This is a genomic window from Streptomyces sp. NPDC014891, assembly GCF_043081085.1.
Classification (GTDB): domain Bacteria; phylum Actinomycetota; class Actinomycetes; order Streptomycetales; family Streptomycetaceae; genus Streptomyces.
Map to the genome: position 1 here is coordinate 290,851 of NZ_JBIBWF010000001.1, position 23,556 is coordinate 314,406.

Genomic DNA, 23,556 nt, shown 5'->3' on the forward strand with positions numbered 1-23,556 from the left:
TCGCGTCAGCGCGGGGCGATCCCCGCCTCCGCCGCCGCCTTGATCCGGGCGCCGAAGCCGGGGGCGTCCTTGCGGGCGGCGGAGAGCGCCAGGCCCGTGAGGAGCCTGCCGAGGCCGTGACCCTCGAGGACGTTGTAGATCCGCACCTGCGTCCGGCCTCCGGCGAGCGGTTCCAGGTCGTAGCCGCCCTCGCGGGCCGTCACGAGGTTCTTGGACTCCTCGGCCCAGCGGATCTTCACGGGGGCGTCGAGGGCGGTGATGCGGAACTCCCTCCGCGTCTTCATCCCGGCGTCCTTGACCGTGCTCCGGAAGACGGTCCCGACGGCCGTCGGGCCGTCCGGGACCCGCTCGATCCCGAGCACCCGGGGGCTGAACTCGGGATCGTTGCGGCCGTCGGAGAGGAAGGCGAAGACCTCCTCCACCGGCCGGTCCACCTCGAACGTCGCTTCGAACTGTCCTGTCACGGGGCACCCCGGATCGGTCGGGCGGCGCCCCCGCCCGCGCCTGCGGCGACGAGGGTCCTTCCTCGTCGTACCACCGCCGTTGTCGTAGTGGCAGCACGACCCTACGTGACCGCGGGGCGGTTCGCCCGGCGAGCGAGGTGCGCCCGGCACCGGTACGCGCCCGGCGCGGACGCGCACCGCGGGACCCGGGCGGGCCGGGGCCCCGGCGGGTACGGCCCGGTCGGCGCGTACGCTCACGTCAGGAACGACCGCCCCCGCCCGGCCCGGAGGGGGCCGGGCGAGGAGGACGGGCGGCGTGAGCGGGGAACGGGACATGGCCGAGGTGCGGAGAAGGCCGGGCGCGGCGACCGGTGCGGGCGAGCCGGACCGGGCGGCGACGGTGCGCGTCTTCGTCGCCCTCGCACCGCCCGACGAGGCCAAGGACGAGCTGGAGCGGGTGCTCGGCCCCGCGTACGAGACCCACCCGCGGATGCGGTGGAACCGCGTCGAGGACTGGCACATCACCCTGGCCTTCCTCGGGGAGCTGCCGGTCGACGCCGTACCGCCGCTGCGGACGCCCCTCGCGGACCTCGCCGCGTCGCGCGGACCGGTGGAGCTGTCCCTGCGGGGCGGCGGGCACTTCGACGAGCGGGTGCTGTGGAGCGGGATCGACGGCGACCTGGACGGGCTCCACCGGCTGGCCGCCGACGTCCGCGGTGTGGTCACCGCGTGCGGCATCCCCTTCGAGGACCGGCCGCTCCGCCCCCACCTGACGCTGGCCCGCGCCCGCCGCGACGACCCGTCGAGCGCGTCGGCCCTGGCCGCCGGTCTGACCGGCTTCGCCGGACGCAGCTGGCCGGCGGAGCGGCTCCACCTGGTCGGCAGCGACTTCGGGCGCGGCCCGGGGCCGATCCGGTACCGCGACATCGAGTCCTGGGCGTTCCGCACCGACTGACGCACACCCGACGTCCACCTGAAGCAGACCTGCGGCTGAGCGCCCGCGGCGACGTCGGCGCGGGCGGATCCGGGCCGGGGCCCCGCGGCGGGTCCCCCGGGGTCGACGCGAGGGCTTCCCCGGAGCGGCCGCGGTCACGACCCCGGGTGCGGCCCGGCGAAACCGGCCGGGGGTGCCCGCGCGTGTCTTCCTGTGCAGTGATCGCTCGGGAAAGGGAAACACCTTGTCCATCACCGGATTCCATCCGTCCCGTCGCGGCGTGCTCGGCCTCGGGGCCGGCGCCGCCCTCGCCGTCGCGATACCGCTCGGCGGGACGGCGTCCGCCTCGTCGCCCGGCGCCGAGGGCCTCGTCACGCGGCTCCGCGAGCTGGAGGAACGGCACGCCGCACGGCTCGGGGTGTTCGCCCACGACGTGCGGACCGGCCGCTCCGTCGCGTACCGCGCCGACGAGCGCTTCCCCATGTGCTCCGTCTTCAAGACCTTCGCCGTCGCCGCCGTCCTGCGCGACCTCGACCGGGACGGCTCCTTCCTCGCCCGGCGCATCCGCTACACGGCGGAGTACGTCAAGCGCTCCGGCTGGTCCCCCGTGACGGAGCGCGCCGAGAACATCGCCCACGGCATGACCGTCTCCGAGCTCTGCGACGCCACGCTGCGCTTCAGCGACAACACCGCGGCGAACCTGCTCCTCCGCGAGCTGGGCGGCCCGACCTCCGTCACGCGCTTCGCCCGCTCGATCGGGGACCGCACGACCCGCCTGGACCGCTGGGAGCCCGAGCTGAACTCGGCCGAGCCCTGGCGCGAGACCGACACCACGACCCCCCGGGCCGCCGGCCGGAGCTACGGGCGCCTGATCCTCGGCACCGCGCTCCCCCGGCACGACCGGGAACGCCTCACCGCGTGGATGCTGGCGAACACGACCAGTACCGAGCGGTTCCGCAAGGGACTGCCCGCCGACTGGCTCCTCGCCGACAAGACCGGCGGCGGCCGCTACGGGGGGAACAACGACGCGGGCGTCGCCTGGAAGCCGGACGGCGGGCCCGTCGTGCTCACCGTGCTGTCCACGCGGTTCGCGGAGGACGCGGCGCCCGTCGACGCCCTCGTGGCCGACGCCGCGGCACTGGTGGCGGCGGAACTGGGCCGTCCCTGACCCGGCTCGGAAATCGCTCGAATAAATCGCTTGAGCGCCGCCGCGGCCTTTCCTAGGCTGTGGTCACACGCTGAAAGGAGGTGATCCGAGAACATGGTTTCTTTTCGGATTCGTGAGGTGACTGCGGGCTAACGGCCTGCCGTCGCACTCTGTGCACCTCGGCAGGTCGTCTGCCGAAAACCACGCAGTCACCCGACCCGTGGGCCGCCGGTTATCCGGCCGGCTCCCGTCCGAACTCGAGCGGACGGGACCAGGCCCACGGGTCGTCCGTGTTCCTGGCCGCTTGCGGCCCGTTCCCCCCGATCGGTCCCGGGGAACCCTTACCGAGCTGGAGGGTTGCGGGTTCGGGGTCTTGGGATCGAGGGGGTGTCGCCCCCCGCTGCCCGTGCCCGGTTCATCGGGCGTGCACCTGGAGTTCGCGGCTCCGGCCGGGCGGTGGCCGCCGGGCGGACACGGAAGGGCAGCACGCTCGCGCAGGTCGTACGAGCCCCCTTCAGAGGAGACCTGCGTGACTCGCCCCCGTACCGTCCGACCGCTCGTGCTCGCCGCCGCCACGGCGCTCGCCGCGGCCGCCCTCGCCGTGCCTGCCCGGGCCGACGCCCGCCACCACCGACCCGCCCGCTCCCTGCCGGTCGTGGTGCCGCGCGCGGAGACCCCGGTACTGCACGACGACGAGGCGGGCGGCAACGCCGACGCCGACGACCCCGCCATCTGGCGCAACCCCGCGGCCCCCGCCCGCAGCCTCGTCGTCGCGACCGCGAAGGAGGGCGGGCTGCGCGTCTACGACCTCGACGCGCGACCGGTCCAGACGATCGCGGCGCCGCCCGCGGCCGGACCCGACGACTCCCCCGGCCGGTTCAACAACGTGGACCTCGTCCAGGGCCTCCGGCTCTCCTCGGGGCGCGCCGACCTCGCCGTCACCAGCGACCGCGGCCACGACCGGCTGCGGTTCTACCGCATCGACCGCGACCGCGCCGGCGGTCCGCTGACCGACGTCACCGATCCCGCCGCCCCGGCCGTCTTCTCCCGGGACCAGGCCGAGATCAACGACCAGCGCACCGCGTACGGCCTGGCCACCTGGACGGACCCGGCGTCCGGCACGGCCTACGCCCTCGTCAGCCGGCGCGAGCGGACCGCCGTCACCCTGCTCCGGCTCCTCCCGACCGCGGGCGGCAAGGTCTCCTACCGCACGGTCCGCACCCTGGAGCTGCCCGCCTCGTTCCGGCTGCCGAACGGCACGTCGTGGACCCCGTGCGGCGAGCCCGGCGAACAGCCGCAGGTCGAGGGCATGGTCGTCGACCCCGCCGCGGGCATCCTGTACGCGGGCCAGGAGGACGTCGGGATCTGGCGGCTCCGCGCCGACCTCACCGGCACCCCGAGGCTGGTCGACCGGGTCCGCGAGTACGGCGTCCCCGGCGTCTACGACGAGGAGACCGAGGAGTGCACGCCGGGCGCCGACCCCGGCTACGGCGGCACCCGGATCTCCTCGGACGTCGAGGGACTGACGCTCGTGACCGAGCGCGGCGGCGACGGTCACCTGCTCGCCTCCAGCCAGGGCGACGACACCTTCGCCGCCTACGACCGGGAGCTCGCCGACCGCAACGAGTACGAGGGCGGCTTCCGCGTCGGGTCCGCGAGCGGGGCCCTCGACGGGTCCGAGGAGTGCGACGGCGCCGCCGCCCTGAACGCCCCCCTCGGCCCGAAGTACCCGAACGGGCTGCTCGTCGTGCAGGACGGCCACGACACCCCCGGCGACGGCCACCGCCCCGCGACCGGCTTCAAGTTCGTCGACCTCGGGGCGGTCCTGGAGGCTCTCGACCACTGACCCCCGGCTCGCCTCGCGCCCGCACCGGCCGCCGACCGTCCGGCGGCCGGTGCGCCGTCACGGCGCCGCGAGGAGCGCGGCGACCGCGTGCGCCGTGGCCGGATGCCGGGCCGTGAGGGACGGCGCGCCCGCCGTCGTGGCCCCCGCCGCCCAGGACCCGTCGCAGCCCAGGAGATCCGCGACAGCGTCGCAGGCCGCGGGGTGGGCGAACAGGAGCGCCGCTCCCGCCGGGTCCTCGGGCGGCGCGCCCGCCGGGCCCCACCCGTCCGTGACGCCCAGCAGGTCCGCGAGCGCGTCGCAGGTGCCGGGATGCCGCGGGAGCAGCGCCGCACCGCGGGCCGTGGTGGCGCCCGGCGGGGCCGGGGCCACCGGGTGCGCGCGCCACGGCGGGATCCAGGTGTCCAGGGCCGCGAGCCGGGCCGGGAAGATCCGGCCGGCCTCGCGGATCAGGAGCGGGGCCAGATCGGCGGCGTTCGACCTCAGTGTGGTGATGAGGGTGGGCAGCCACGGCAGCAGGACGGGGTCGGGGAGTCGTCCGAAGGCGTTGGACACGGCCTCCACGACGACGTCCGCGAGGCCCGGCACCGGCTCGAGCGCGTGCACGAAGCCACTGAGGTAGCGGGGGTACGAGGGCACTACCAGGGGGTTGCCGAGGAGCTCGTCGCAGCGGCCGCGGAGTTCGCCCCGGGACAGCGTCCCGAGCTGGACCTCCGCGGCCCACAGCAGGGCGGTCTTCGCGGGGTCGCCCGGGTGCGACTGCGCGACCGCGAGTTCCAGCTGAGTGCGGTCGCAGCCGAGCGACAGCGCCAGGCTCTCCATGCTGAACAGGAAGCCCAGCATCGCCGCCACCTGTCCCACGGTCGCGTCCTCGTCCCGGAAGGCCGTCGGCAGCAGCGTGCAGTAGTGCGCGTACCCGGCCCTGACGAAGGACTCGATCCACGGCGGGAGGACCGGCTCGCTGGTCCGGTAGTAGGCCAGCAGGCCGCGCACCCGGCGCAGCACCTCCGGTGCTCCGTCCACGGTGCGCTCGCCTACGAGGACCTCCAGGGCCCGGCCTCCCAGCTCGTCGGCGAGGCGCCGGCCGCCGAGGTGGAGCGTGGCGTCCTCGACGGCCGCGAGGACCTCGGCGGTGGTGGCCCGCGGCCCGTAGGCGGTGCGGCGCAGCCGCTGCTCCAGGACCTGCTCCAGGCTCACTCCCTCGTAGCCCAGTTCGATGAGGGCGCGCTGGTGGGTGCCGAGCGACAGGTCCCAGGACTCCTGGATCGAGCGCTCGCCGAGGCGCCGCTCCCCCATGACCGTGCGGGCCGCGCCCGGCGGCAGCAGGCGGCGGAGCATCCACAGGACGTCGGAGCAGGCGCGCAGTTCGGGCCGGGACGCCATGTCGAGCAGCGCCCGCCGCACCCCGCGCTGCTGGAGGTTCAGTTCCAGGGGCACGAGCCGGTCGTGCACGTCGCGGGCGAGCGGCGGCAGCGCCTCGTAGCCGACCTGGCCGATCCGGTCGCCGCCCATCATGATCTCGACGAGCCGCCGGACGTCCCGGCGGCCGGGGACGGTGTCCTTCTCGATGCAGGTGACCGCCGCGTCCTGGAAGTCGTACGGGGTCGGCTTGGCCCGGTCCCGCATTCCGGCGAGCAGGATGGAGGTCTCGAAGACGGCGATGGCGTCGGCGGTGGAGGCCTGGTAGCCGCTGCGGCGGGCGGCGCGCACGATGTCCACCGACCAGCCGAGGAGTTCGGCCTCGTCGAGGCCGTGGAGGACGGGCGGCTGCCGGAGGAACCCGGTGAGCCGGTCCTCCGCCGGTACGGGGGTGGGCGCGGGGGCGGGGGGCTTCGCCGCCGTCTTCCGGGCGGCCGTCTTCCGCGCGCCGGCCTGGCCCTCCAGGCGGTACGGGCGCACCCGGGTGCGCTTGAGGTTCTTCGCCCACTCGGTCGCGGCGATCGACACCGAGCCGGAGGCGAGGCCGAACTGGGCCTCGATCGCCGCGTGGCTGGAGGGGATCAGCCCGTACTGCCAGGTGGTGGCGGTCCGCGGGGAGACGGTGAAGTCGCCGGTGCCGCCGATGCCGAACTCCGTCACGCGGCTGGCCGCGTGGAAGGCCCCGCACACGTACAGGCAGTCGGCGGGGTCGGTGCCGGTCGCGGCGAGGTGCTCGCGCATCCGGGTCCACATGTAGCGCTCGCGGTCCTCGTCGACCCGTACCCGGTCGCCCCCGCCGGGGGCGAGCCGCCGGAACAGGCTGCCGATGAGGAACATGACCTGGCGGTAGGTGTCGTGGTCGCTGTCGCCGAGCGGGACCTCGACGTACTGGTGCCACCACTCCGACCAGTGCCGCACCTTGCCGTGCCGCAGGAGGTGCTCCTCCAGTTCGGCGAAGCGCGGGCGGAGGTCGCCGATCTCGACGCCGACGGCCTCCCCGTGGAGGGCGGCCTCGGGCTCCGCCCCGGTCTCGGCAGCGGGCGTACCGTCGTCGGCGGGCCGCCGGGTGTCCCACTGGAAGACGTGGTCGGACGAGCGGTCGACGAGGACGAGCTCCACACCGGGGGTGTCGAGGGCGTAGGCGATGGCCTGGTACTCGGCGGAGGCCTCGGTGATCGGGGCGACGACCGAGAGCGGGGCCCAGTCGGGCGGGAAGCCGTCGATCTCGCTCGCGAAGGCCTGCACGGCCACCGGCAGCCGGCAGTTGCGGAGTTCGGTGAGGAGCGGCCCCATGTCCTCGCACAGCTCCAGGTACACGACCTTGGGCTGCTTCTCGCGGAGCCGGCTCGCCATGGCGAGGGCGGAGGCGGGCGAGTGGTGGCAGACCGGGAAGATCTCCAGCGGTTCGGCGGCCGCCCGGTCGACGTCGTCGACCATGCCGAGCAGGATCTCCTCCAGCGCGTCCCGGCCTCCGGCGAACTCGGCCGCCGCGTCGTGGAGTTGCCCGCGCAGGGCGGCGAAGGAGGGGCTCGCGGGCCTCTCGGTCGTGTCGCTCATGCCAGCTTCGCGATCGCCTCGCGGCCGCCTTCGAGGAACTCGGGCCAGGAGCCGCCCTGCTCCTTGCCCCGGGGCTCGACGACGCCGTGCAGGTACTTGTTGAGGATGGCCAGGTCCTCGGGCTCGCGGCGGGCGAGGGTGCCCACCAGGGAGGACGCGAGGGCGCGGGCCGTCAGTGTGCGCTCGCCGAAGAAGTCGCTGTGCAGGACGGCGTCCTCCAGGACGCCGATCTGCTCGGCCGTCGACAGGGCGGACTCCAGCTTCTCGTCGTCGCTGCCGGCCGCGGCGGCGGAGGCGCGCAGGTCGGCGAAGCTCTGGAGGAGGACGTCGAGGAGGGTGGGCGGCACGTCCAGCTCGATCGCGTGCCGGCGCAGCAGTTCCTCGGTGCGGAAGCGGACGATCTCCGCCTCGCTCTTCTTGTTCGTGACGACCGGGATGCGGACGAAGTTGAACCGGCGCTTGAGCGCGGAGGAGAGGTCGTTGACGCCGCGGTCGCGGCTGTTGGCAGTGGCGATGATCGAGAAGCCGGGCTGGGCGAAGACGATGTTCTCGCCGCCCGCGCTGTCGAGTTCGGGCACCGAGATGTACTTCTCGGAGAGGATCGAGATGAGGGCGTCCTGGACGTCGCTGGGGGAGCGGGTGAGCTCCTCGAAGCGGCCGATGGTGCCGGTCTCCATCGCGGTCATGATCGGGGAGGGGATCATCGACTCGCGGGACTGGCCCTTGGCGATGACCATGGACACGTTCCAGGAGTACTTGATGTGGTCCTCGGTGGTGCCCGCGGTGCCCTGGACGACCTGGGTGGAGTTGCGGCTGATCGCGGCGGAGAGGAGTTCGGCGAGCCAGCTCTTGCCGGTGCCGGGGTCGCCGATGAGGAGCAGGCCGCGGTCGGAGGCGAGGGTGACGATGGAGCGTTCCACGAAGCTGCGGTCGCCGAACCACTTCTGCGTCACCTCCCGGTCCAGGCCGTCGGCCCGCTCGGAGCCGAGGATGAAGAGGCGGACCATCTTCGGGGAGAGGCGCCAGGAGAACGGCTTGGGGCTGTCGTCGATGGACTCGAGCCAGTCGAGTTCCTCGGCGTACTTGATCTCGGCGGGGGCGCGGAGCAGGTCGGACATGGGAAGGCCTTTCTGGGCAGGCTCAGGTGAGGAAGGTCTTGAGTTCGTGCACGAGCTTGTCGATGTGGCCGGAGACGACCGGGGTGCCGAGGGCCTTGAACCGCTCCCGGAACCAGGGGTTGACCTCCTGCCGGCCCGAGCTGGTGACCGAGCCGACGGGGATGAACCGGACTCCGGACCGGTGGACCGCCTCGATGCCCTCGAACAGCGGCTGCGAGCGGTCGAACTCGTAGAAGTCGGAGATCCACACCATGACGGTGTTCTTCGGCTCGGCGATCTTCGGGCGGGCCATGGCCATCGCGACGGGGCCGTCGTTGCCGCCGCCGAGGTTGGTGCGCAGGAGGACGTCGAACGGGTCGTGCACCCAGGGGGTGAGGTCGATCGCACGGGTGTCGTACGCGATGAGGTGGACGTCCACCTTCGGCAGCCCGGCGAAGATCGAGGCGAGGATGGTGCAGTTGACCATGGAGTCGACCATGGAGCCGGACTGGTCGACGACGACGACGAGGCGCTGCGGGGTGGTCCGCCGGACGGTGTGCCGGTAGTAGAGGCGGTCGACGTAGAGCCGTTCCTCCTCCGGGCTCCAGTTGGTGAGGTTCTTCCAGATGGTGCGGTCGAGGTCGAGGTTGCGGAAGACCCGCTTGGGCGGGACGGAGCGGTCCAGTTCGCCGACCGTGGCCTTCTCGACCTGGGTGCGCAGGACCTGGGCGACCTCCTCGACGTAACGCCGGATGAGGGCCTTGGCGTTGGCGAGGGCGACGCCGGAGAGGTTCCCCTTGTCCCGGAGGAGCTGCTCGATCAGCGACATGCTGGGGGTGAGCCGGGCGGCGAGCGCGGGATCGGCCAGCACCTCGCGCAGGTGCATCCGGCGGACGAGGTCGGCCTCGACGTCGCCGAGTTCGAGCCCGGCTCCGGGGCCGTCGGCGTCCGCTCCGGGGCCGCCGCGCAGCCCGCCGGGCGGGCGGCCGAGGGACCGCTCCAGCCAGCCGGCGTCCGACTGCCAGCGGGCCAGCTGCCCGGCGGAGACCGTGCCCGATCCGGTGGAGAAGACGTTGAGCAGGAGCTTCGACGCGAGCGCGGCGCGCCGGACCTCGGCGGCCCGGTCGCGGGCGCCGTCGGGTTCGGGGTCCGGCGTCATCAGCCCGTCGAGCTCGTCGGCCAGTTCGGGGTGGCGCTGGACGACGGAGTCGACGGACGCGCCCGGGTCGAGCAGTGCGGACGGCAGGCCGATGTCCTCGACGACGGCGAGGCTCGCCGACTCCAGGGCGGCCTGCTCCTCGGGGTCGAAGAGACGGGCGAGGAGGCGCCAGTACAGGACCTGGCGTCGGTTGTCGTCGGGGTCGGGCGCGGACGGCCGGAGCGGCGGGAGGTCGGGGGACGCGGGGTCGGTCATGCGCGCAGCAGCTTTCCGGCTCGTTCGCGCAGGACGGCGACGGAGTCCGTGGCCGCCTTCTCCGCGCGGGCGCCGGTCTTGTCGGCGGTGCCTCCGGCCCACGCGCCCGCGTGGACGGCGACCGTCTTCTTCCGGACGGTCGTCTCGACGGCCAGCGGCTGGAGGACGAACTCCCCGGCGTCCCAGCGGAGCAGCCCCAGGCACGCTCCGGACGCGGCGACGGCTTCCGGGGTGAGGGGACCCGCGGTGGGGATGCGGTCGGTGTCGACGGGCAGCCGGTGGCCGGCGAGGGCGAGGACCGGGCGGCCTTCGCCGTCCTCCTCCGCCGTGTAGCCCTCCAGGAGGACGGGGGCCGCGATCCGCGCCGGGTGGCGGTCGAGCGGGGCGGTCACCGGGTCGGTGGCGGTGGCCAGCGCGACGCGGGCCGTGCCGAAGGGGTCGGCGGGCTCTCCCGTACGGGCCCGCTCGTCGTCCCAGACGAGGTCGCCCTCGTCCGTGAGGGGCATGCCGTCGAGTGCGACGGCGCGGCCCTCCCCCACGGCGCCGAGCAGCGACATGTGCGGCCTGAGCAGCTGCCACAGGCCCGCGCCCACCACGGTGTCGGGCTTGGGCGCGGACACCGCCGCGCGGACGAGGCGCGGTGGTGTGCCGTCGGCGGGTTCGAACACCGCGTGGACCTGGGCCTGTACCGCGGTCGCGTGCTCCTGGAGGTCGATGCCGAGGGGCAGCAGGCGGCCGGTCGCGGGGGCCGCGGCAGGGGTCCTGGTGGCACCCGGGAGGGTCAGGAGGAGGGCGCGGGTCCACAGGTCGGCCCAGCGGCGCACCGGCACGCGGTCCAGGGTGGCCCCGGGGCAGGAGGCGGCGAGTTCGGCGGCGAAGCCGTCGAGGAGGGTGGCCTGCCGGCGGATCCGGAGGTCCGGCAGCATCGCGGAGACGACGGGCGCGGCGCCGGCGACCAGTTCGTGGTCGATGCCCTGCCAGCCGGCGCGGGCGAGGTCGCACAGCCAGGCGCGGGCGGCGGCGAGGACGTTGGCGCCGGGCTCCTCCGACGGGGCCCGCGGGTCGGTCCGTTCGGCGGGGTGCCGGCCGGTGATGTCCGCGACGCGTTCGGTCAGGGCGTCGTGGACGGAGCCCATGAGGGCGGTGCGGGCGGCGGCGAGCGCCACGAGGTGGTCCTCGCCCGCGGCTCCGGCGGCGGCCTTGTCGGCCGCTTCGGCGACCGCGGCGGCCAGCGGGGTGCCGCCGACGGCGGCGGCGAGCGCGGCCAGGCCCGCGGCCTGGTCGGGCTGCGGCCGGAGGAGGCCGGAGACGAGTGCCCGGTCGAAGGAGTCGACGGCGGACAGCGCCTCGTCGAGCCCGTCGACGGGGTCGGTGAACAGGTCCGTGCGCATCAGGCGACCGTCCTCGTCGGCGGGAACCACTGCATCTCGGGCAGCGGTGCGGTGGACGGCGCCAGTTCCAGGTAGGCCAGGTGCCGCAGGAAGCGGCTGAACACCGGGGCGGCCGCGGCGGTGTCGCCCTGCGCGGGCCGCGTCGCGGTCATCAGCGCGACGAGCTGGTGGGCGTCGGCGCCGGGGTCGGCGGGGTCGGCCTTCAGGTACCGGGCGACGCGGTCGGCCCCGTACTGCAGGACGGCTTCGGCGACGAGGGCCCGGATGTGGTTGCAGAAGCCGCCCCGGGCGCCGCCGCAGGGACGGTTGTTGTTCGTGCTGCAGGCGAACGTGTACGTCCCGGTCGCGATCGAGGACACGTACACGCGCCCCGCGTCGGACCCGCTGGACACGACGCCCTGCAGGCGTCCGTCGGCCAGTTCGACGAACGGCACCTTGGCGAGTTTCCTCGGTCGCGCGGGCGGTACCACCCGCGCCGTACTCGACTGCTCCCAGACCGGCAACGTACCTCTCCCATGCACGTCGAAGGGGATGTTCACACCGCTGCGGCGGAACAGGAACGAACCTAACCCCGCCCACTGACAACGCCCGCGGCCCCCCGGCGTCCGCGCTCCCCGTGGCCGGAAGGCAGGCGCGCCGCCGGGCCGTTCGGCGGGGGCCTCGTCGCCCGTCACGTCCCCGTGCCGGGCCGGCACGACAGCACGGCCGCCGCTCTCGCGATCGAGGCGGCGGCCGGGCAGGACGTGTTCGGGACGGTGTACGGAAGGCTGTTCGCCACGCAGGAGGAGTGGGGCGAGGCGAAGGACGACGACGGCGTACGGCTCCGGGGCATCGGGGCCGTACGCCGTTCGCGGCGCGGTGCGCCGGCAGCCGGTCAGGCGGTCAGGAGGTGCCGTGCTTCCCGAAGCTGGTGTGGTCCGTGGCCAGCGCCCAGATCACGACGATGGAGAGGGCCATCGAGAACAGCGACCACCAGGGGTGGTACGGCAGGAAGAGGAACTGGGCGACGGTGTTCAGACCGGCGAGGGTGATGCCTCCCATCCGCCCCCACTCGGAGCCCATGAGGATGCCGGCGCCGGAGAGGCCGACGAGGACGCCCAGGATGACGTGGGTCCAGCCCCAGCCGGTCAGGCTGAACTCGAAGACGTAGTCGCCGACGGCGGCGTAGACGTCGTCCTTGGCGATCGCGACGATGCCCTGGAGGACGTCCAGGATGCCGATGACCGCGAGGAGGACACCGGCGAACAGGGTTCCCCCGGCGGTGCCCCGGGCGCCTGCGTCGGCGCCGGGCGGGCGGGGTGCGGTGTTCTGGCTCATGGGGTCATCGTCCGGCCGCCGCCGCTGAGGCGATCGCTCAACTACGCCGAACGGGTGAGCGGGCCGTCGGCGGCCGCCCGGCGCGGCGGCGGCCCGCCGGGGCCCGGTGGTTCACCGGGGCACCGGCGGGCCGGGCACGGCGGTGGGTCGACGCCGAGTTCTTCGGCGAGGACGCGCCGGGCGCGTCAGGTGATGGTCCACCACTGGAACGTCGCGCCCGTGTCGGGCTGCTGGGTGACCGCGGCGCCGTCGGCGGCCGAGGCGGTGGTCAGGAGCAGCCCGCTCGCCGCGGAGGCGACGGTGTGGGTGCCCGTCGACCGGCGGACGACGTTCCAGCGCTGGTTGGCCCCCTTGGTGCAGGTCCACTGGATGACGCGGGCGCCCGCGCCGGTGGAGCCGCCCTCGACGTCGGCGCAGAGCCCGGACTCGACGTTCCTGAGTTCGTACGTGCCGTCCGCCTGCTGGGTGAACCTCCACTGCTGGTTGGCGCCGCCGGTCGGCGCCCAGGTGATGAGCCGGGTGCCGGCGGTCGTGCTGTGGTCGGGGTTGTCGAGCGCCTTGCCCGCGGCGGTGAGGGTGCGGACTCCGTCGAGGGCGGCCGTCACCGACCAGGTGAACGTGGCCGTGCCGGATGCGGTGCCGGAGGACGCGGTGACGGTGACCGTGGACGTGCCCGCCGTCGTGGGGGTTCCGGTGATCAGTCCGCCGGTGCTGATGCCGAGCCCGGCGGGCAGCCCCGAGGCGGTGAACGCCAGGGGCTTCGCGGCGGAGTCGACGGCCGTCATCTGGAGGGAGACGGCCTTGTTCACGGTGGTCGCCCGATCGCCCGGATGGGTCACCGTCACCGTCTCGGGGGCCTGGCCGGTGGGGGTCAGGGTGAGGGTCTGCTCCCCGGCCGTGCGGGTGCCGCCGACCGCGTTCCCCGTGGTGTTGCTCCAGGTGCGGGTGGGCGTGGTCTCGGCGGGCCGGGCGGAGTCGGCGGAGAGGCCGACGACGAGTCCGCTGTACCGGTTCACGATCCTGTACGTGCCGGTGGGGGTGCCGTCGGTCGGCGAGGTGCCCCGCAGGACGAACCACTGCTGGCCGACGGTGGGGCCGCCGGCCGGTGCGGCGGTGACGGTGGGCCTGGTGCCCCAGGCCCGGGTGGCGGTGGAGGCGGTGCTCACGCCGAGCAGCCGGCCGGACGAGGCGTTGGCGATGCGGTGGGAGCCGTCGCCGTTCGGGGTGAAGATCCAGGATTCGAGGGCGGATCCCGTGGCGGCGGCGAGCGAGGTCGTGGCGCCGCCCGCGGCCTCGGCGAGGACGCGGCCGCCGGCACTGGTGATGCGGTAGGCCCTGGTCGCGTCGACGGGCGCGGCGGGCTCGGTGGTGCGGATCGTCAGGTTGACGTACTCGGCGGAGGCGCCGCCGGAGCAGCCGAAGGAGCAGTACGAGCGGAAGTCCTTGCCGACGATGCCGGAGCCGGTCCTGTTCCCGGCATCGAGGAACCAGCGGTACCAGGACGCGTTCCTGTAGCCGCCGGTGTCACCGAGGCGGAACCACTTCTGGGTGGCGAGGTTGTCGGTGGCGTAGATCTCCTGGGAGGCGTTCCCGCTCTGGTCGACCGCCTGGGGCTGGCCGATGTACAGGCCGAGGTGGGCGTTGTACGTGATGTCCATGACGAACAGCGGGGACGTCGGGGGTGTCAGGCCGGCGGCCACCTGCTGGGCGACGGTGCCGGTGTTGGCCGGGTCGTACTCCTTCGACGGCGGGGTGTACCCCGTGGTGCTCCCGGTGCCGACCGGGACCATGGTGCTTTCCCGGCCTCCGACGCCGGGCTCGGACCAGGCTCCGTCGTACCACTTCCGCCAGGATCCGGGGGCCATCTTGGACGCGATCGGGGCGCGGGCGACGTGCCCGTAGAACGCGGCCCAGCCGCCGCCCTTGTTCACGATCCGGGAGCCGTAGAAGGCGTAGAAGTAGCCGGACGCCGTGTCGACGAACAGGCGCTGGTCACCGGTGCCGTAGTGGTACGTCTGCCGCGGGAAGGCCGTGGTGTCGCCGCGTGCGGTGCTGTGCTGCGAGGTGATGACGTGGTCCCTGATGCTCCACGTCCGCCCCTGGTCCCTGGAGACGGCGTAGTCGATGCCGTCGTAGTGGACGCCGTCGCCGAAGGGCTGCGGGGTGAACTCGTTGTGCACGAGCCCGTACCAGTCACCGGTGTCCGGATCGACCCAGACCCCGGCGAGGTCGCAGTAGTTGCGGTGCGCGTAGGAACCGGTGGAGGGCGCAGGGGTGGACTCCACTCCCGTGGGGCTGTTGTCGCAGCGCCAGGTGGTGTCGTCGTTGCGGTCGTCGGGGTTGGCCGGGTTCACCGCGTCGCTGAGGGCGGCGGACCGGGTGGCGGTGTCGAAGTTCGTTCCGGTGTAGAAGGTCCACTTCCGGGGGTCGTTCGCGCCGTAGAGCGCGTGCGCCTGCTGGAAGTAGAACGTGCCGTCCTTGTCGATGTACGTGCCCGCGGGCGTGTCGTCGGGGTGGGTCCAGGAGCCCTTGGCACCGACGGTGACGGTGTAGGTCGCGGCCTCGGGCGCCGCGGGGACCGCGGACGCGGGGGGTGTCGCCAGTGCGCTGCCGCCGGTGACGACCAGCGCGGCGGCGGCCAGGGTCCCGGCGAGTCTGCTGTGACGCATGGGCATGGTTCTCCCTGTTCGGAGGAGCCCGGAGGGGGAGGGCTCCGTGACGGTGCGGTGTCCTCGGGGACGGCCGACGAACGGTCGGACGGAGGCGCGACCGGGCGGGGGTGAAGGTGGGGGCGTACGTGCGCGGGGTGCGGCGCGGGGCTGGACGACGAGGGGAGGAAGCGCGGGGAGGGCGAGGAGTGGGGAGGGCGCGGGGAGGGGCGGTGGACGGCCGGGCCGGGCCGGCCGGGGACGCGGCGGGACCTCCGTCCGCTGCGCACCCGGCGGCACGGCCGTGCGTGGCGGCACTCAGACTGCTCGCACCCGCGTCACGCCTCATAGGGACGAATCGCCGCGGCGCTTGGACTTTCCGACTCGGGAGGGGCCGGGCGGGGCGCACGGCCCGTGGCGCCCCGTTCCGGTGGGTCGCGTCGGCCGACCGGCCCTGGCCGGAGCGTGCCGCCGACGCGGGCGGCTCGCGCTCTGCTAGGCAGGCGGATACCCCGGCCGGGTGTCCCCGGCCCGGGGCCCAGGGCCGGGGGCGCCGGCCCGCCCCTCGCACCCAGGGAGATCCGCACGTGCTCCTCCGCACCCGTGGCCGCCGCCCCCGCTCGCTGGCGGCCGCCGTCGTCCTCACCGCCGCCGCGCTCGGTGCGACGCTGCTCCAGCCCGCGCAGGCCGCCGGCGGCCACCCGCCGCACCACGACCCGCGCCTGCAGCGGCAGCTCGACCGGCTCGTGGCCCAGGCCGACGGCCCGCCCGGCGTGATCGCCCTGCTCACCAGGGACGACCGAACCCAGGTGTACACCGCGGGCGTCGGCGACACCGCCACCGGCCGCCCGCCGCGCCCCGACGACCACATGCGGATCGCGAGCGCCGCCAAGGCGTTCAGCGGGGCCGTCGCCCTCCGGCTGGTCGACCAGGGCCGGCTCTCCCTCGACGACACCATCGCCGACCGGCTGCCCGGACAGCCCGCGGCCTGGGGCGCCGTGACGCTGCGCCAGCTCCTCGCGCACACCAGCGGGCTGCCCGACTACTCGGCCTCCCCCGAGTTCGCGGCGATCCTCACCGCCGACCCGCACCACGTCTTCGACCCGCGCAGGCTCCTCGACTTCGTCGCCGACGAGCCGCTGCTCTTCCGTCCGGGCGCGCTGTACGAGTACTCCAACTCCGACAACATCGCGGTGGCGCTCATGGCGGAGGCGGCGACCGGCCGCTCGTACGAGGACCTCCTCAAGGAGCTCGTGTACCGCCCGCTCGGACTGCGCCGCACCAGCCTCCCGCTGGGGTACCGGCTCCCGCGGCCCTACCTGCACGGTTACGCGGTGGACCCGCCGGCCGGCCCGGAGGACGTGAGCGAGGCGTTCGGCGCCTCCGGGGCCTGGGCCTCCGGCGGGATCGTCTCCACCCCGCGTGACCTGACCGCCTTCATCCGCGCCTACGCCGGCCCCGGCCTGCTCTCGCGGCGCACGCGCGAGGAGCAGCTCGCCTTCCGGCCGGGTGACACCTCCGAGCCGCCGGGCCCCGGCACGAACGCCGCCGGGCTGGCGATCTTCCAGTACACGACCCGTTGCGGAGTGCTCTACGGGCACACGGGCAACACGGCGGGCTACACCCAGCTGATGGCCGCCAGCCCCGACGGCACCCGCTCGCTGACCTTCTCGATCAACACCCAGACCAGCCCCAGGGTGAAGCCCGCTCTGCTGGCCCGACTGCGCACCGTGCAGGAGGACTTCGCCTGCGCCCTCCTCAAGGAGGACTGACCGGCGGGCGCCGCCACGACTGGACCTGCGGGCCGACGGCCCACGCCGCACACCGCCCGGCGTGGGCCGGCGGATCGCAGCGAGCGGCCGACGACGGCCTGGCGGTTGTCGTGGTCGGCCGGCCACCCGCCCGCGACCGCCGGTTGAGGGGGGCGCCGCCGTGGGAGGCGTCCGCCACCCGGCTGAGACCGAACTTGTGAAGAACACCGTGAAGGCGGCACATGTCCCCCTATCCTGGTCTCCTGCCAAGGCCGCCCGAGTGCGGTCGGCTTCCTACGTGCAGGGGGTCTGCGGACGCGCATGGTCGTCGTGCCGTCCGGAGCGGGGATGGAACTGGGGGGGCGGCGACACGTCCAGCGAGGGTGGATTAAGCGCCCGGAACGACGATTTCGCACGGGAGTGGCAAGCCGTCCGGCCTCAGGTCCTCGCCTACGCCCGGGCCCGCATGCGTCACCAGGCGGACGCCGAGGATCTGTGCCAGATGGTGGCCGTCCGGGCCTGGCGGGGCTACGCCACGTTCCGTCGTGACGCCTCGTTCCCGACCTGGGTCATGGCGATCGCCGTGCGGGAGAGCGCCAGACTGGCGGTCCGTCAGCAGCGCCTCCGTCAGCGGGAGGTGCCACTGGGGGCGGAGGAGTCGGAGATCCCGGCCGAGGCGCCGGAGCCGGCCGGGCCGCCGCTCCAGGGGCGGCTGCTCGAACTGGCGGAGCGGGCCTGGAAGGACGGCGGGCTCAACCCCACCGAGTACGCCGTCGTCCGGGCCCGGCTGTCCTTGCCCGACCACAACTGGGACCGCGTGGGCGCGCAGCTGGGCTTGCCGGGTGCGAGTTGCGCGGTGACGCACTCGCGGGCCGTCGGCAAACTGCGGGTGGCGCTCTTCGTCCACCACCCGGAGCTGCTGGGAGGGCCGGATCAACTCGCCCGTGCGGCGCGGCGGGCCCGGGCGGCACCGGAGGATCCCCTGACCACCGCCGAGTACGAGGTGTTCCGGAGCGTCGTCCTGGAACGCCGTGCCGACCGCCGTCCCCGCAACTGGCTCACGGTCCTGCGCGCCGCCTGCCGCAAGGTCGCCGGTCAGCTCTCCGTCGACGCCCTCTGAACCCTCCGGGAGCACCCGCCGGAACTCCCCGGAAAAGTTTTCCGGGGAATTCCGCGAAGTCGGTTATGGCACACCGGGGGCCCGGGTCCAAACAGAGCGAAGGCCCGCACACCTCACGAGCCGAGAGCCCGCACACCGAAGCCGCGACCACCGACGAACCGACCACCGCCTACGGAGGGGACAGTGGACTACGAGTCAGAGTCATCCCCGGAACCGTTCGATGAGCTGCGCGAACTGCCGTCGGACCTCGCCGATTCCCTCGCGGAACTGGTGCCGGACGTTCCGTACCGCCTCGACACCCTTCCCGACGGCCGGGAGATCGTGATCATCGGTGACGTCGAGACCTTCGCCGACCACACGCACCGGCAGGGGGACAATCCGTTCGGCTTCCTGGGGACCTGCGGACTGTGCAGCTGCGAGGGCGTGCTCAGGCAGTTCGGCATCGAGGTCACCGAGGCCGACGTCGTGGCCCACGCCATCGCCCGGGGACTGTGCGAGACCAAGGGGCCGGCCGAGATGCGCGGCGGCACCACCCCGAGCGACCAGTGCCGCATCCTCGCCGACTTCGGAGTGCCCGCCCATGTCGAGACCGCGGACTCCCTGGAGGACCTGGCGGAGCGGCTGGAACACGGCCACGGAGTCGTCATCGCGGCCAACGCCGGTGTGCTGTGGGACGACGCGGACTACTGGGAGGGCGGCAGGGCGAACCACGCGGTCGTCCCCATCGGCGTCGCCCGGAACCCGGACACCGGCGAGATACGGGGGATGATCGTCAACGACAGCTCCCAGGAGGCGGCCCGCTTCGTCGACGCGACGACCATGGCGGAAGCCTGGCTGGCGGCGGGCGGTCGGTGCGTCGTCACCGACCTGGTCCACACCCTGACCGCCGACGGCACCGCCCCACCCGTCGCGTCCGCGACACCACCCACGACATCGACCACCACCACCGACGCCGGTGAGAGGACACAGCCGTGAGCACCCCGGACACGCCGCAGCGGCGCCTCCCCCTCACGCCCTACGGGAACGCCCGCGCACAACTCGCCGAATCGGCCGCCCACACGGCCGAAGTACCGCTGGAACACTACGTCTGTCCCCCGCTGCCCACCGGCCGCTGGGGCGAACCCGCCTACGCGGTCTTCGCCGCACCCGCCGTCCGGGCACCGCGGCAGCCGATGCGCATCGCACCGCCCGACCGCTGGTGGGCCGTCGGGATCAGCAACCCCCGGCTGCTCGCCTACGCCCTGGTCTCCGTCGCTCCCTTCACCGCCACCCCGCTCGGCGACCCCGTCACGGTCCCGTCCGGCGGCCGCCGGTTGTCCGCCGTCCGTGAGGACCAGCGGCTCTTCGACTCCCTGATGGACCGCGCTCTCCCCCTCTTCCTGGCCGGCGACGCCGACTCCGGTGACGCCGACCTGCGCGCCGACCTGTCCGCGGTGCTCGGCCTGGTGCTCCCTGCGGAGTGCCGCGCCTGGTCCCGAGCCCTGACACCCGACTTCTACGCCTGGCTGGAGCAGTGATGGCCGACACCGACCGACCCGGACCCGATCCCATACGCACCGCCGCCGACACCGACCGCCCCGAACCCGACCCCGTACGCACCGCCGCCGACAGCGACGCGGCGACCCCGGCCGCTCTCCTGGAGGCCCTCCAGACCGACATCGCCGCGGCGGCCGAACGCCACGGATGGACCGCCGTCGCCGAGGCCGCCGCCGCTTTGCCCGCGCCCGACGACCCGACCGTGTTGATCTGCGCCTCACCGATGGCGGATGCCGAGGCTCTCGCCACCGACCTGCGCTCCCGGCTCGACGGCATCGCAGTACGCGCGCTGCCCCTGGCATCGCTGCACGTCGACGACACCCCGGCGCTGCACGCCAACCGGGTCGTTCTCGCCCTCGGCTGCGCCGAACTCCTCGACCTGCCGGCCGCGGAGGCCGCGGCCGCCCTGGCCACCCGACCGGGCGGTTCCGTTCTGGTGGTCCTCACCGGCGCCGAGGTACTGGACGGCCCGGAGGACCTGGAGCGGGCCACACGACGCACCCGGCGCATGCTCGGCGACGGGTCCGGCGGGCAGCCGACCGGCCACGACCCCGCGGCTCCGGGCTGCCTCCTCTGGGCGAGCGACGCCCCCACGTCCGCGGCCGTACGGGAACGCCTGGACGAGGACTCCGCCACGCTGGTGGACCGGCTGACGAACCCCGGCAGCGTTCCGCCCCTGCTGGGCGCAGCCCGGGCGGCCCGGCTGCTCGACCTCGCCGGCAGTGCCGTGAAGCAGTCCGACGACCACACCCGTCCCTCGCCCGCGGCGGCCGTCACCGCGGAGGACGCCCGGCTCGCCGGCCGCGCGGCCTCGGCCCGAAGCCTGTTGGCGGACGGCGGCGCGGAACTCCTGCGCCGGCTCGCCGCCGAGACCTCCGCTGCCGAGAGCCAGGCCGTCGCGACGCTGGAGATGCTGGAACAGGACCTGCTCCGCGACCTGCAACCGTTCCTGCGCGAGCACCGCGAGGAACTCTCCGACCGGGCCCGGGCCGACCGCCTCATCGGCGGTCTGCTGGATCGGCGGGTCCACGACTGGGCCGTCACCGCGGGCCCCGGGCTGCGCGCACACGCGGCCCGGGCCGACCACGCGATGAGCAGTCTCTACCGGGACCTCGACCAGGCGCTGGTCGGCTGCGGAGCCGACCCCGGCACCGTGGGACGCCCTCCCGTGCTGACCCTGGACTCCGCGCTGCCGACCGGCGCGGCGGCGGCTCCGTCGGACCGCGGGCGCTCCGGAGGCCTGACCCCGCAGGTGGTGCTGGGCGGTGTGCTGGGAGCCGCGATCGCCGGAGCCGCCGTCACCACCGGTGTCGGCACCGTCCTCGGGGCGGGCGTCGGTGCCGTGGCCGGGGGTGCGCTGCGCCGCACGCAGACCGGTCACCACGTCGCCCGCTGCGGCGAGCGGGGCAGGCGGATGATCCGTGACGCGATGGCCGCCGCGACCGGCACCCTGTCGTCGACGGTCCGCCGGGAGTCGGACGCCGTGCGCCGCGAGGTCGAGCGGACCCTGGAGCGCTGCGTACGGACGGTGGACGCCCTGGTCCCGGCGACCGACGGCCCGTCCGCCTCGCGGCCGGACACGGGGCCGGAGCCGGGGCCGGCCGAGGCGTCCACGCAGGCCGCGGCGGACCTGGCGGACCTGCGGACCCGCCTCGCCGCGGTGCTCTGACCCGGGAGCCCTCCCGGGGCTCCGCCCCACGAGGCAGGACCCGTCTCCGCCCCACGCGGGCGGGCCGCCACCCCTGCGCGGCGGCCCGCCCGGCAGCACCCCTACGGCACGTCCACAGCGCTCTCACGACCACGACCACCGACACGGCCCCGTACGTGGGCCGTCGTCAGCACGCCGGAACGGGCGGGCCGGACGCGTCCGGCCGCCCGCCCAGAGGAGGGATCCGTGATGGAACAGCAGAGGAACGGCACGCTCGCGGAGATGATGGAGAAGGCCGCGCGACAGGCCACCGACGAGGCGCACTCGGCGATCGAGGGACTGGTGGCGTCGGCCCGGGAGCTGGAGATGCGGGAGACCGTCGACCGTCTGGTGGCGACGGCGGAGCAGCTGAGGGCCGACACGTTCAACCTCATGGTCATGGGGCGCTTCAAGAACGGCAAGTCGACCCTGCTGAACGCCCTGTTGGGAGGAGTCACCCACCCGGTCGACCTGAAGGGGCACCAGGGGCCCATGGTCGTCGACGACCTGCCGGCGACCGCCGTCCTGACGGGTGTGCGCTACAGCGAGAAGCCCCAGGTGGAGGCGTACCACTTCGAGGGCAAGCCCGAGCGGTGGTCCCTGGAGCGCTATCTGCGGGAGTCCGTTCTGGACGTGGACGAGGCGGAGAACGACCGCCGGTTCCGCAACATCAGTGCCTTCGACATGGGGTTCCCGGCCCGGTTGTGCAAGGCCGGTGTGATGATCTTCGACTCGCCGGGCCTGGACGAGCATCCGACCCGCACCAAGGTCACGCAGGAGGCCATGCGACGCTGCGACGCGGCCCTGATCGTGTACCGCAGCGACGTGCTGATGGGCCAGAACGAGTTGATGAACGCCTCGGACCTGGTGCGTGAGGGGACTGGGATCTTCACGGTGGTCAACCTCTTCCACGGGCGGCCGGCCGACGACCGGATCAGGGGATACGTGTGGAACAAGTACGTGCGTGATCACCTGGGTGGTCCGGCCTGGTCGGGGCAGGACCCGGCCTCGCAGGGCATCTACTTCGTGGACGCCGAGCGGGCCCGGGTCGGGGTGTACACGGGGAACAAGGCCGAGGTGGAGGCATCCGGTCTGGCGGCACTGGAGCGGCGGCTCGCCGACTTCCTGCTGAACGAGCGGCACCACGTCCATCTGAAGAAGTACACCACTCAGGCCACGCACCTGGCCAAGCCCATCGAGCAGCACATCGGGCAGCGGATCCAGGCGGCCCGCACCGACCAGTCCCGGCTGCGCGAGCGGTACGCGGCGGTGCTGCCCGAGCTGACGAGCATCAGGAACCGTCCGGCGGCGCTGCCGGCGCTGTTCAGCCGCTCCCGCACCCAGGCCGAGGACGCCCTCGCCAGCAGCCTCATCAGCCGCATCGCCGCCATGCGCAAGGGCTTGAGCGCCCATGTGAACGACGTGGAGGTCAATCTCGGCCGGATGCTCGGGGTGGTGCAGCAGAAGAAGGCGGCGTCGGTGGTCGCGCAGTCGGTCCAGCAGTACGTCTCGGACGGTCTGGCGCAGTGGGCGGAGGAGGACGCCCAGGAGGTGCTCGCGCCACTGCTGAAGGACTTGTCGAGCGAGGTGGAGAAGGAGATCGCGACGATCGGCCGGCAGTTCGAGGCCCTTCATCTGGAGCTGACCGGCTGGGAGTTCGCCTCCGGCGACAAGCCTCTGGTCGGCACCCTCGAGCGATGGGCGTCGGCGGCGGGCGGCTTCCTGGTCGGCGGTCTCGGCGGTGCGGTCGCCGGGGGCACCGTGGGCTGGCGGGGCGCCGCGGGCGGGGCGGGCGGGGCGTTCGGCGCCGCCTTCCTGCTGGGCGTGCTGGGAGTCAGCCCCGCGGCCCCCGTGGTCATCCCCGTGGTCATGGCCGCGTCGCTGGTCGGCAGTCTGGGGGTCGGCAGCCTGAACCTGGAGAGGCGGCTCAAGGACAAGGCCGTCGCGGACGCCGACAACGCCCTTCGGGACCTTCCCTCGCAGCTCATCGGGGAGGTGGGCCAGAAGATCCGGGGTCAGTTCGACGATCTGGAGGTCCTGGTGACGGCCGACATCGTGGCGGCCATCGACGAGGAGGAGCGCAGCATCCGCCTCATGGTGGAGGAGAACCAGCGCGACCAGCAGGCGCGTGAACAGCAGCTCGCCCGGCTCGGCGAGCTCAAGGCCGCGGTCGCCGGTCATCTGTTCCAGCTCCAGAAGGCGCTGAGCACCGCACAGCAGGTGTGACGACGTAGCGATTCCGGGTCGGCCGC

General features: G+C 74.0%; 17 protein-coding genes. 8 read left to right on the forward strand and 9 right to left on the reverse strand.

From position 1 onward, the window contains the following. Window positions 1-5 precede the first annotated feature (5 nt). Window positions 6-464 (reverse strand): SRPBCC family protein, encoded by a 459-nt coding sequence (locus ACF09E_RS01265; RefSeq protein ID WP_392203257.1) that lies wholly within the window; start codon window positions 462-464, stop codon window positions 6-8. A 313-nt stretch (window positions 465-777) separates the two neighbouring features. Here ACF09E_RS01265 and thpR point away from each other — a divergent pair, with 313 nt between their 5' ends. From thpR to ACF09E_RS01280, 3 genes are all read left to right on the forward strand, one after another. After that, complete coding sequence (thpR, locus tag ACF09E_RS01270; protein WP_392203838.1) at window positions 778-1,398, forward strand: RNA 2',3'-cyclic phosphodiesterase; 621 nt, start codon at window positions 778-780, stop codon at window positions 1,396-1,398. A gap of 229 nt (window positions 1,399-1,627) precedes the next feature. Further along, the gene (bla, locus tag ACF09E_RS01275) at window positions 1,628-2,545 is read left to right on the forward strand and encodes a class A beta-lactamase (protein WP_392203839.1); all 918 of its coding nucleotides are present in this window, start codon (window positions 1,628-1,630) and stop codon (window positions 2,543-2,545) included. 508 nt (window positions 2,546-3,053) lie between these two features. Continuing rightward, the gene (locus ACF09E_RS01280) at window positions 3,054-4,370 is read left to right on the forward strand and encodes a phytase (RefSeq protein WP_392203258.1); all 1,317 of its coding nucleotides are present in this window, start codon (window positions 3,054-3,056) and stop codon (window positions 4,368-4,370) included. A 57-nt stretch (window positions 4,371-4,427) separates the two neighbouring features. Here ACF09E_RS01280 and ACF09E_RS01285 read toward each other — a convergent pair whose 3' ends face one another. The 7 genes from ACF09E_RS01285 to ACF09E_RS01315 all read right to left on the reverse strand — a co-directional run bounded on the left by ACF09E_RS01285 (window position 4,428) and on the right by ACF09E_RS01315 (window position 15,237). After that, window positions 4,428-7,343: a hypothetical protein gene (locus ACF09E_RS01285; RefSeq protein ID WP_392203259.1), complete on the reverse strand. Its 2,916-nt coding sequence runs from the start codon at window positions 7,341-7,343 to the stop codon at window positions 4,428-4,430. Beyond that, window positions 7,340-8,461, reverse strand: coding sequence for an AAA family ATPase (locus ACF09E_RS01290; protein WP_392203260.1), 1,122 nt, complete (start codon window positions 8,459-8,461; stop codon window positions 7,340-7,342). The genes ACF09E_RS01285 and ACF09E_RS01290 overlap by 4 nt, the downstream gene beginning before the upstream one ends. Window positions 8,462-8,483: 22 nt before the next feature. Next, window positions 8,484-9,854, reverse strand: a complete 1,371-nt coding sequence (locus ACF09E_RS01295) for a VWA domain-containing protein (RefSeq protein WP_392203261.1) — start codon at window positions 9,852-9,854, stop codon at window positions 8,484-8,486. Further along, window positions 9,851-11,275 carry a hypothetical protein gene (locus ACF09E_RS01300; protein ID WP_392203262.1) on the reverse strand — a complete coding sequence of 475 codons (1,425 nt, stop codon included), beginning with the start codon at window positions 11,273-11,275 and terminating at the stop codon, window positions 9,851-9,853. The genes ACF09E_RS01295 and ACF09E_RS01300 overlap by 4 nt, the downstream gene beginning before the upstream one ends. Next, the gene (locus ACF09E_RS01305; protein WP_392203263.1) at window positions 11,245-11,748 is read right to left on the reverse strand and encodes a hypothetical protein; all 504 of its coding nucleotides are present in this window, start codon (window positions 11,746-11,748) and stop codon (window positions 11,245-11,247) included. Before ACF09E_RS01305 ends, ACF09E_RS01300 begins: the two co-directional genes overlap by 31 nt. Before the next feature lie 379 nt (window positions 11,749-12,127). Beyond that, window positions 12,128-12,562: a hypothetical protein gene (locus ACF09E_RS01310; protein ID WP_392203264.1), complete on the reverse strand. Its 435-nt coding sequence runs from the start codon at window positions 12,560-12,562 to the stop codon at window positions 12,128-12,130. Between the two features lie 185 nt (window positions 12,563-12,747). Next, window positions 12,748-15,237 carry an RICIN domain-containing protein gene (locus tag ACF09E_RS01315; RefSeq protein WP_392203265.1) on the reverse strand — a complete coding sequence of 830 codons (2,490 nt, stop codon included), beginning with the start codon at window positions 15,235-15,237 and terminating at the stop codon, window positions 12,748-12,750. A gap of 560 nt (window positions 15,238-15,797) precedes the next feature. Here ACF09E_RS01315 and ACF09E_RS01320 point away from each other — a divergent pair. The 4 genes from ACF09E_RS01320 to ACF09E_RS01335 all read left to right on the forward strand — a co-directional run bounded on the left by ACF09E_RS01320 (window position 15,798) and on the right by ACF09E_RS01335 (window position 19,598). Then, on the forward strand, window positions 15,798-16,982 hold the full coding sequence (locus tag ACF09E_RS01320; RefSeq protein ID WP_392203266.1) for a serine hydrolase domain-containing protein: 1,185 nt from the start codon (window positions 15,798-15,800) through the stop codon (window positions 16,980-16,982). A 277-nt stretch (window positions 16,983-17,259) separates the two neighbouring features. After that, entirely contained in the window at window positions 17,260-18,081 is an 822-nt protein-coding gene (locus ACF09E_RS01325; RefSeq protein ID WP_392203840.1) for an RNA polymerase sigma factor, read from the forward strand. Between the two features lie 183 nt (window positions 18,082-18,264). Next, on the forward strand, window positions 18,265-19,056 hold the full coding sequence (locus ACF09E_RS01330; protein ID WP_392203267.1) for a hypothetical protein: 792 nt from the start codon (window positions 18,265-18,267) through the stop codon (window positions 19,054-19,056). After that, window positions 19,053-19,598: a hypothetical protein gene (locus ACF09E_RS01335; RefSeq protein WP_392203268.1), complete on the forward strand. Its 546-nt coding sequence runs from the start codon at window positions 19,053-19,055 to the stop codon at window positions 19,596-19,598. The genes ACF09E_RS01330 and ACF09E_RS01335 overlap by 4 nt, the downstream gene beginning before the upstream one ends. A gap of 236 nt (window positions 19,599-19,834) precedes the next feature. Here ACF09E_RS01335 and gvpC read toward each other — a convergent pair whose 3' ends face one another. Further along, window positions 19,835-21,385 carry a gas vesicle protein GvpC gene (gvpC, locus tag ACF09E_RS01340; RefSeq protein WP_392203841.1) on the reverse strand — a complete coding sequence of 517 codons (1,551 nt, stop codon included), beginning with the start codon at window positions 21,383-21,385 and terminating at the stop codon, window positions 19,835-19,837. Window positions 21,386-21,514: 129 nt separating this feature from the next. Here gvpC and ACF09E_RS01345 point away from each other — a divergent pair, with 129 nt between their 5' ends. Continuing rightward, window positions 21,515-23,530 carry a dynamin family protein gene (locus ACF09E_RS01345; RefSeq protein WP_392203269.1) on the forward strand — a complete coding sequence of 672 codons (2,016 nt, stop codon included), beginning with the start codon at window positions 21,515-21,517 and terminating at the stop codon, window positions 23,528-23,530. The last annotated feature ends 26 nt before the right edge of the window (window positions 23,531-23,556 follow it).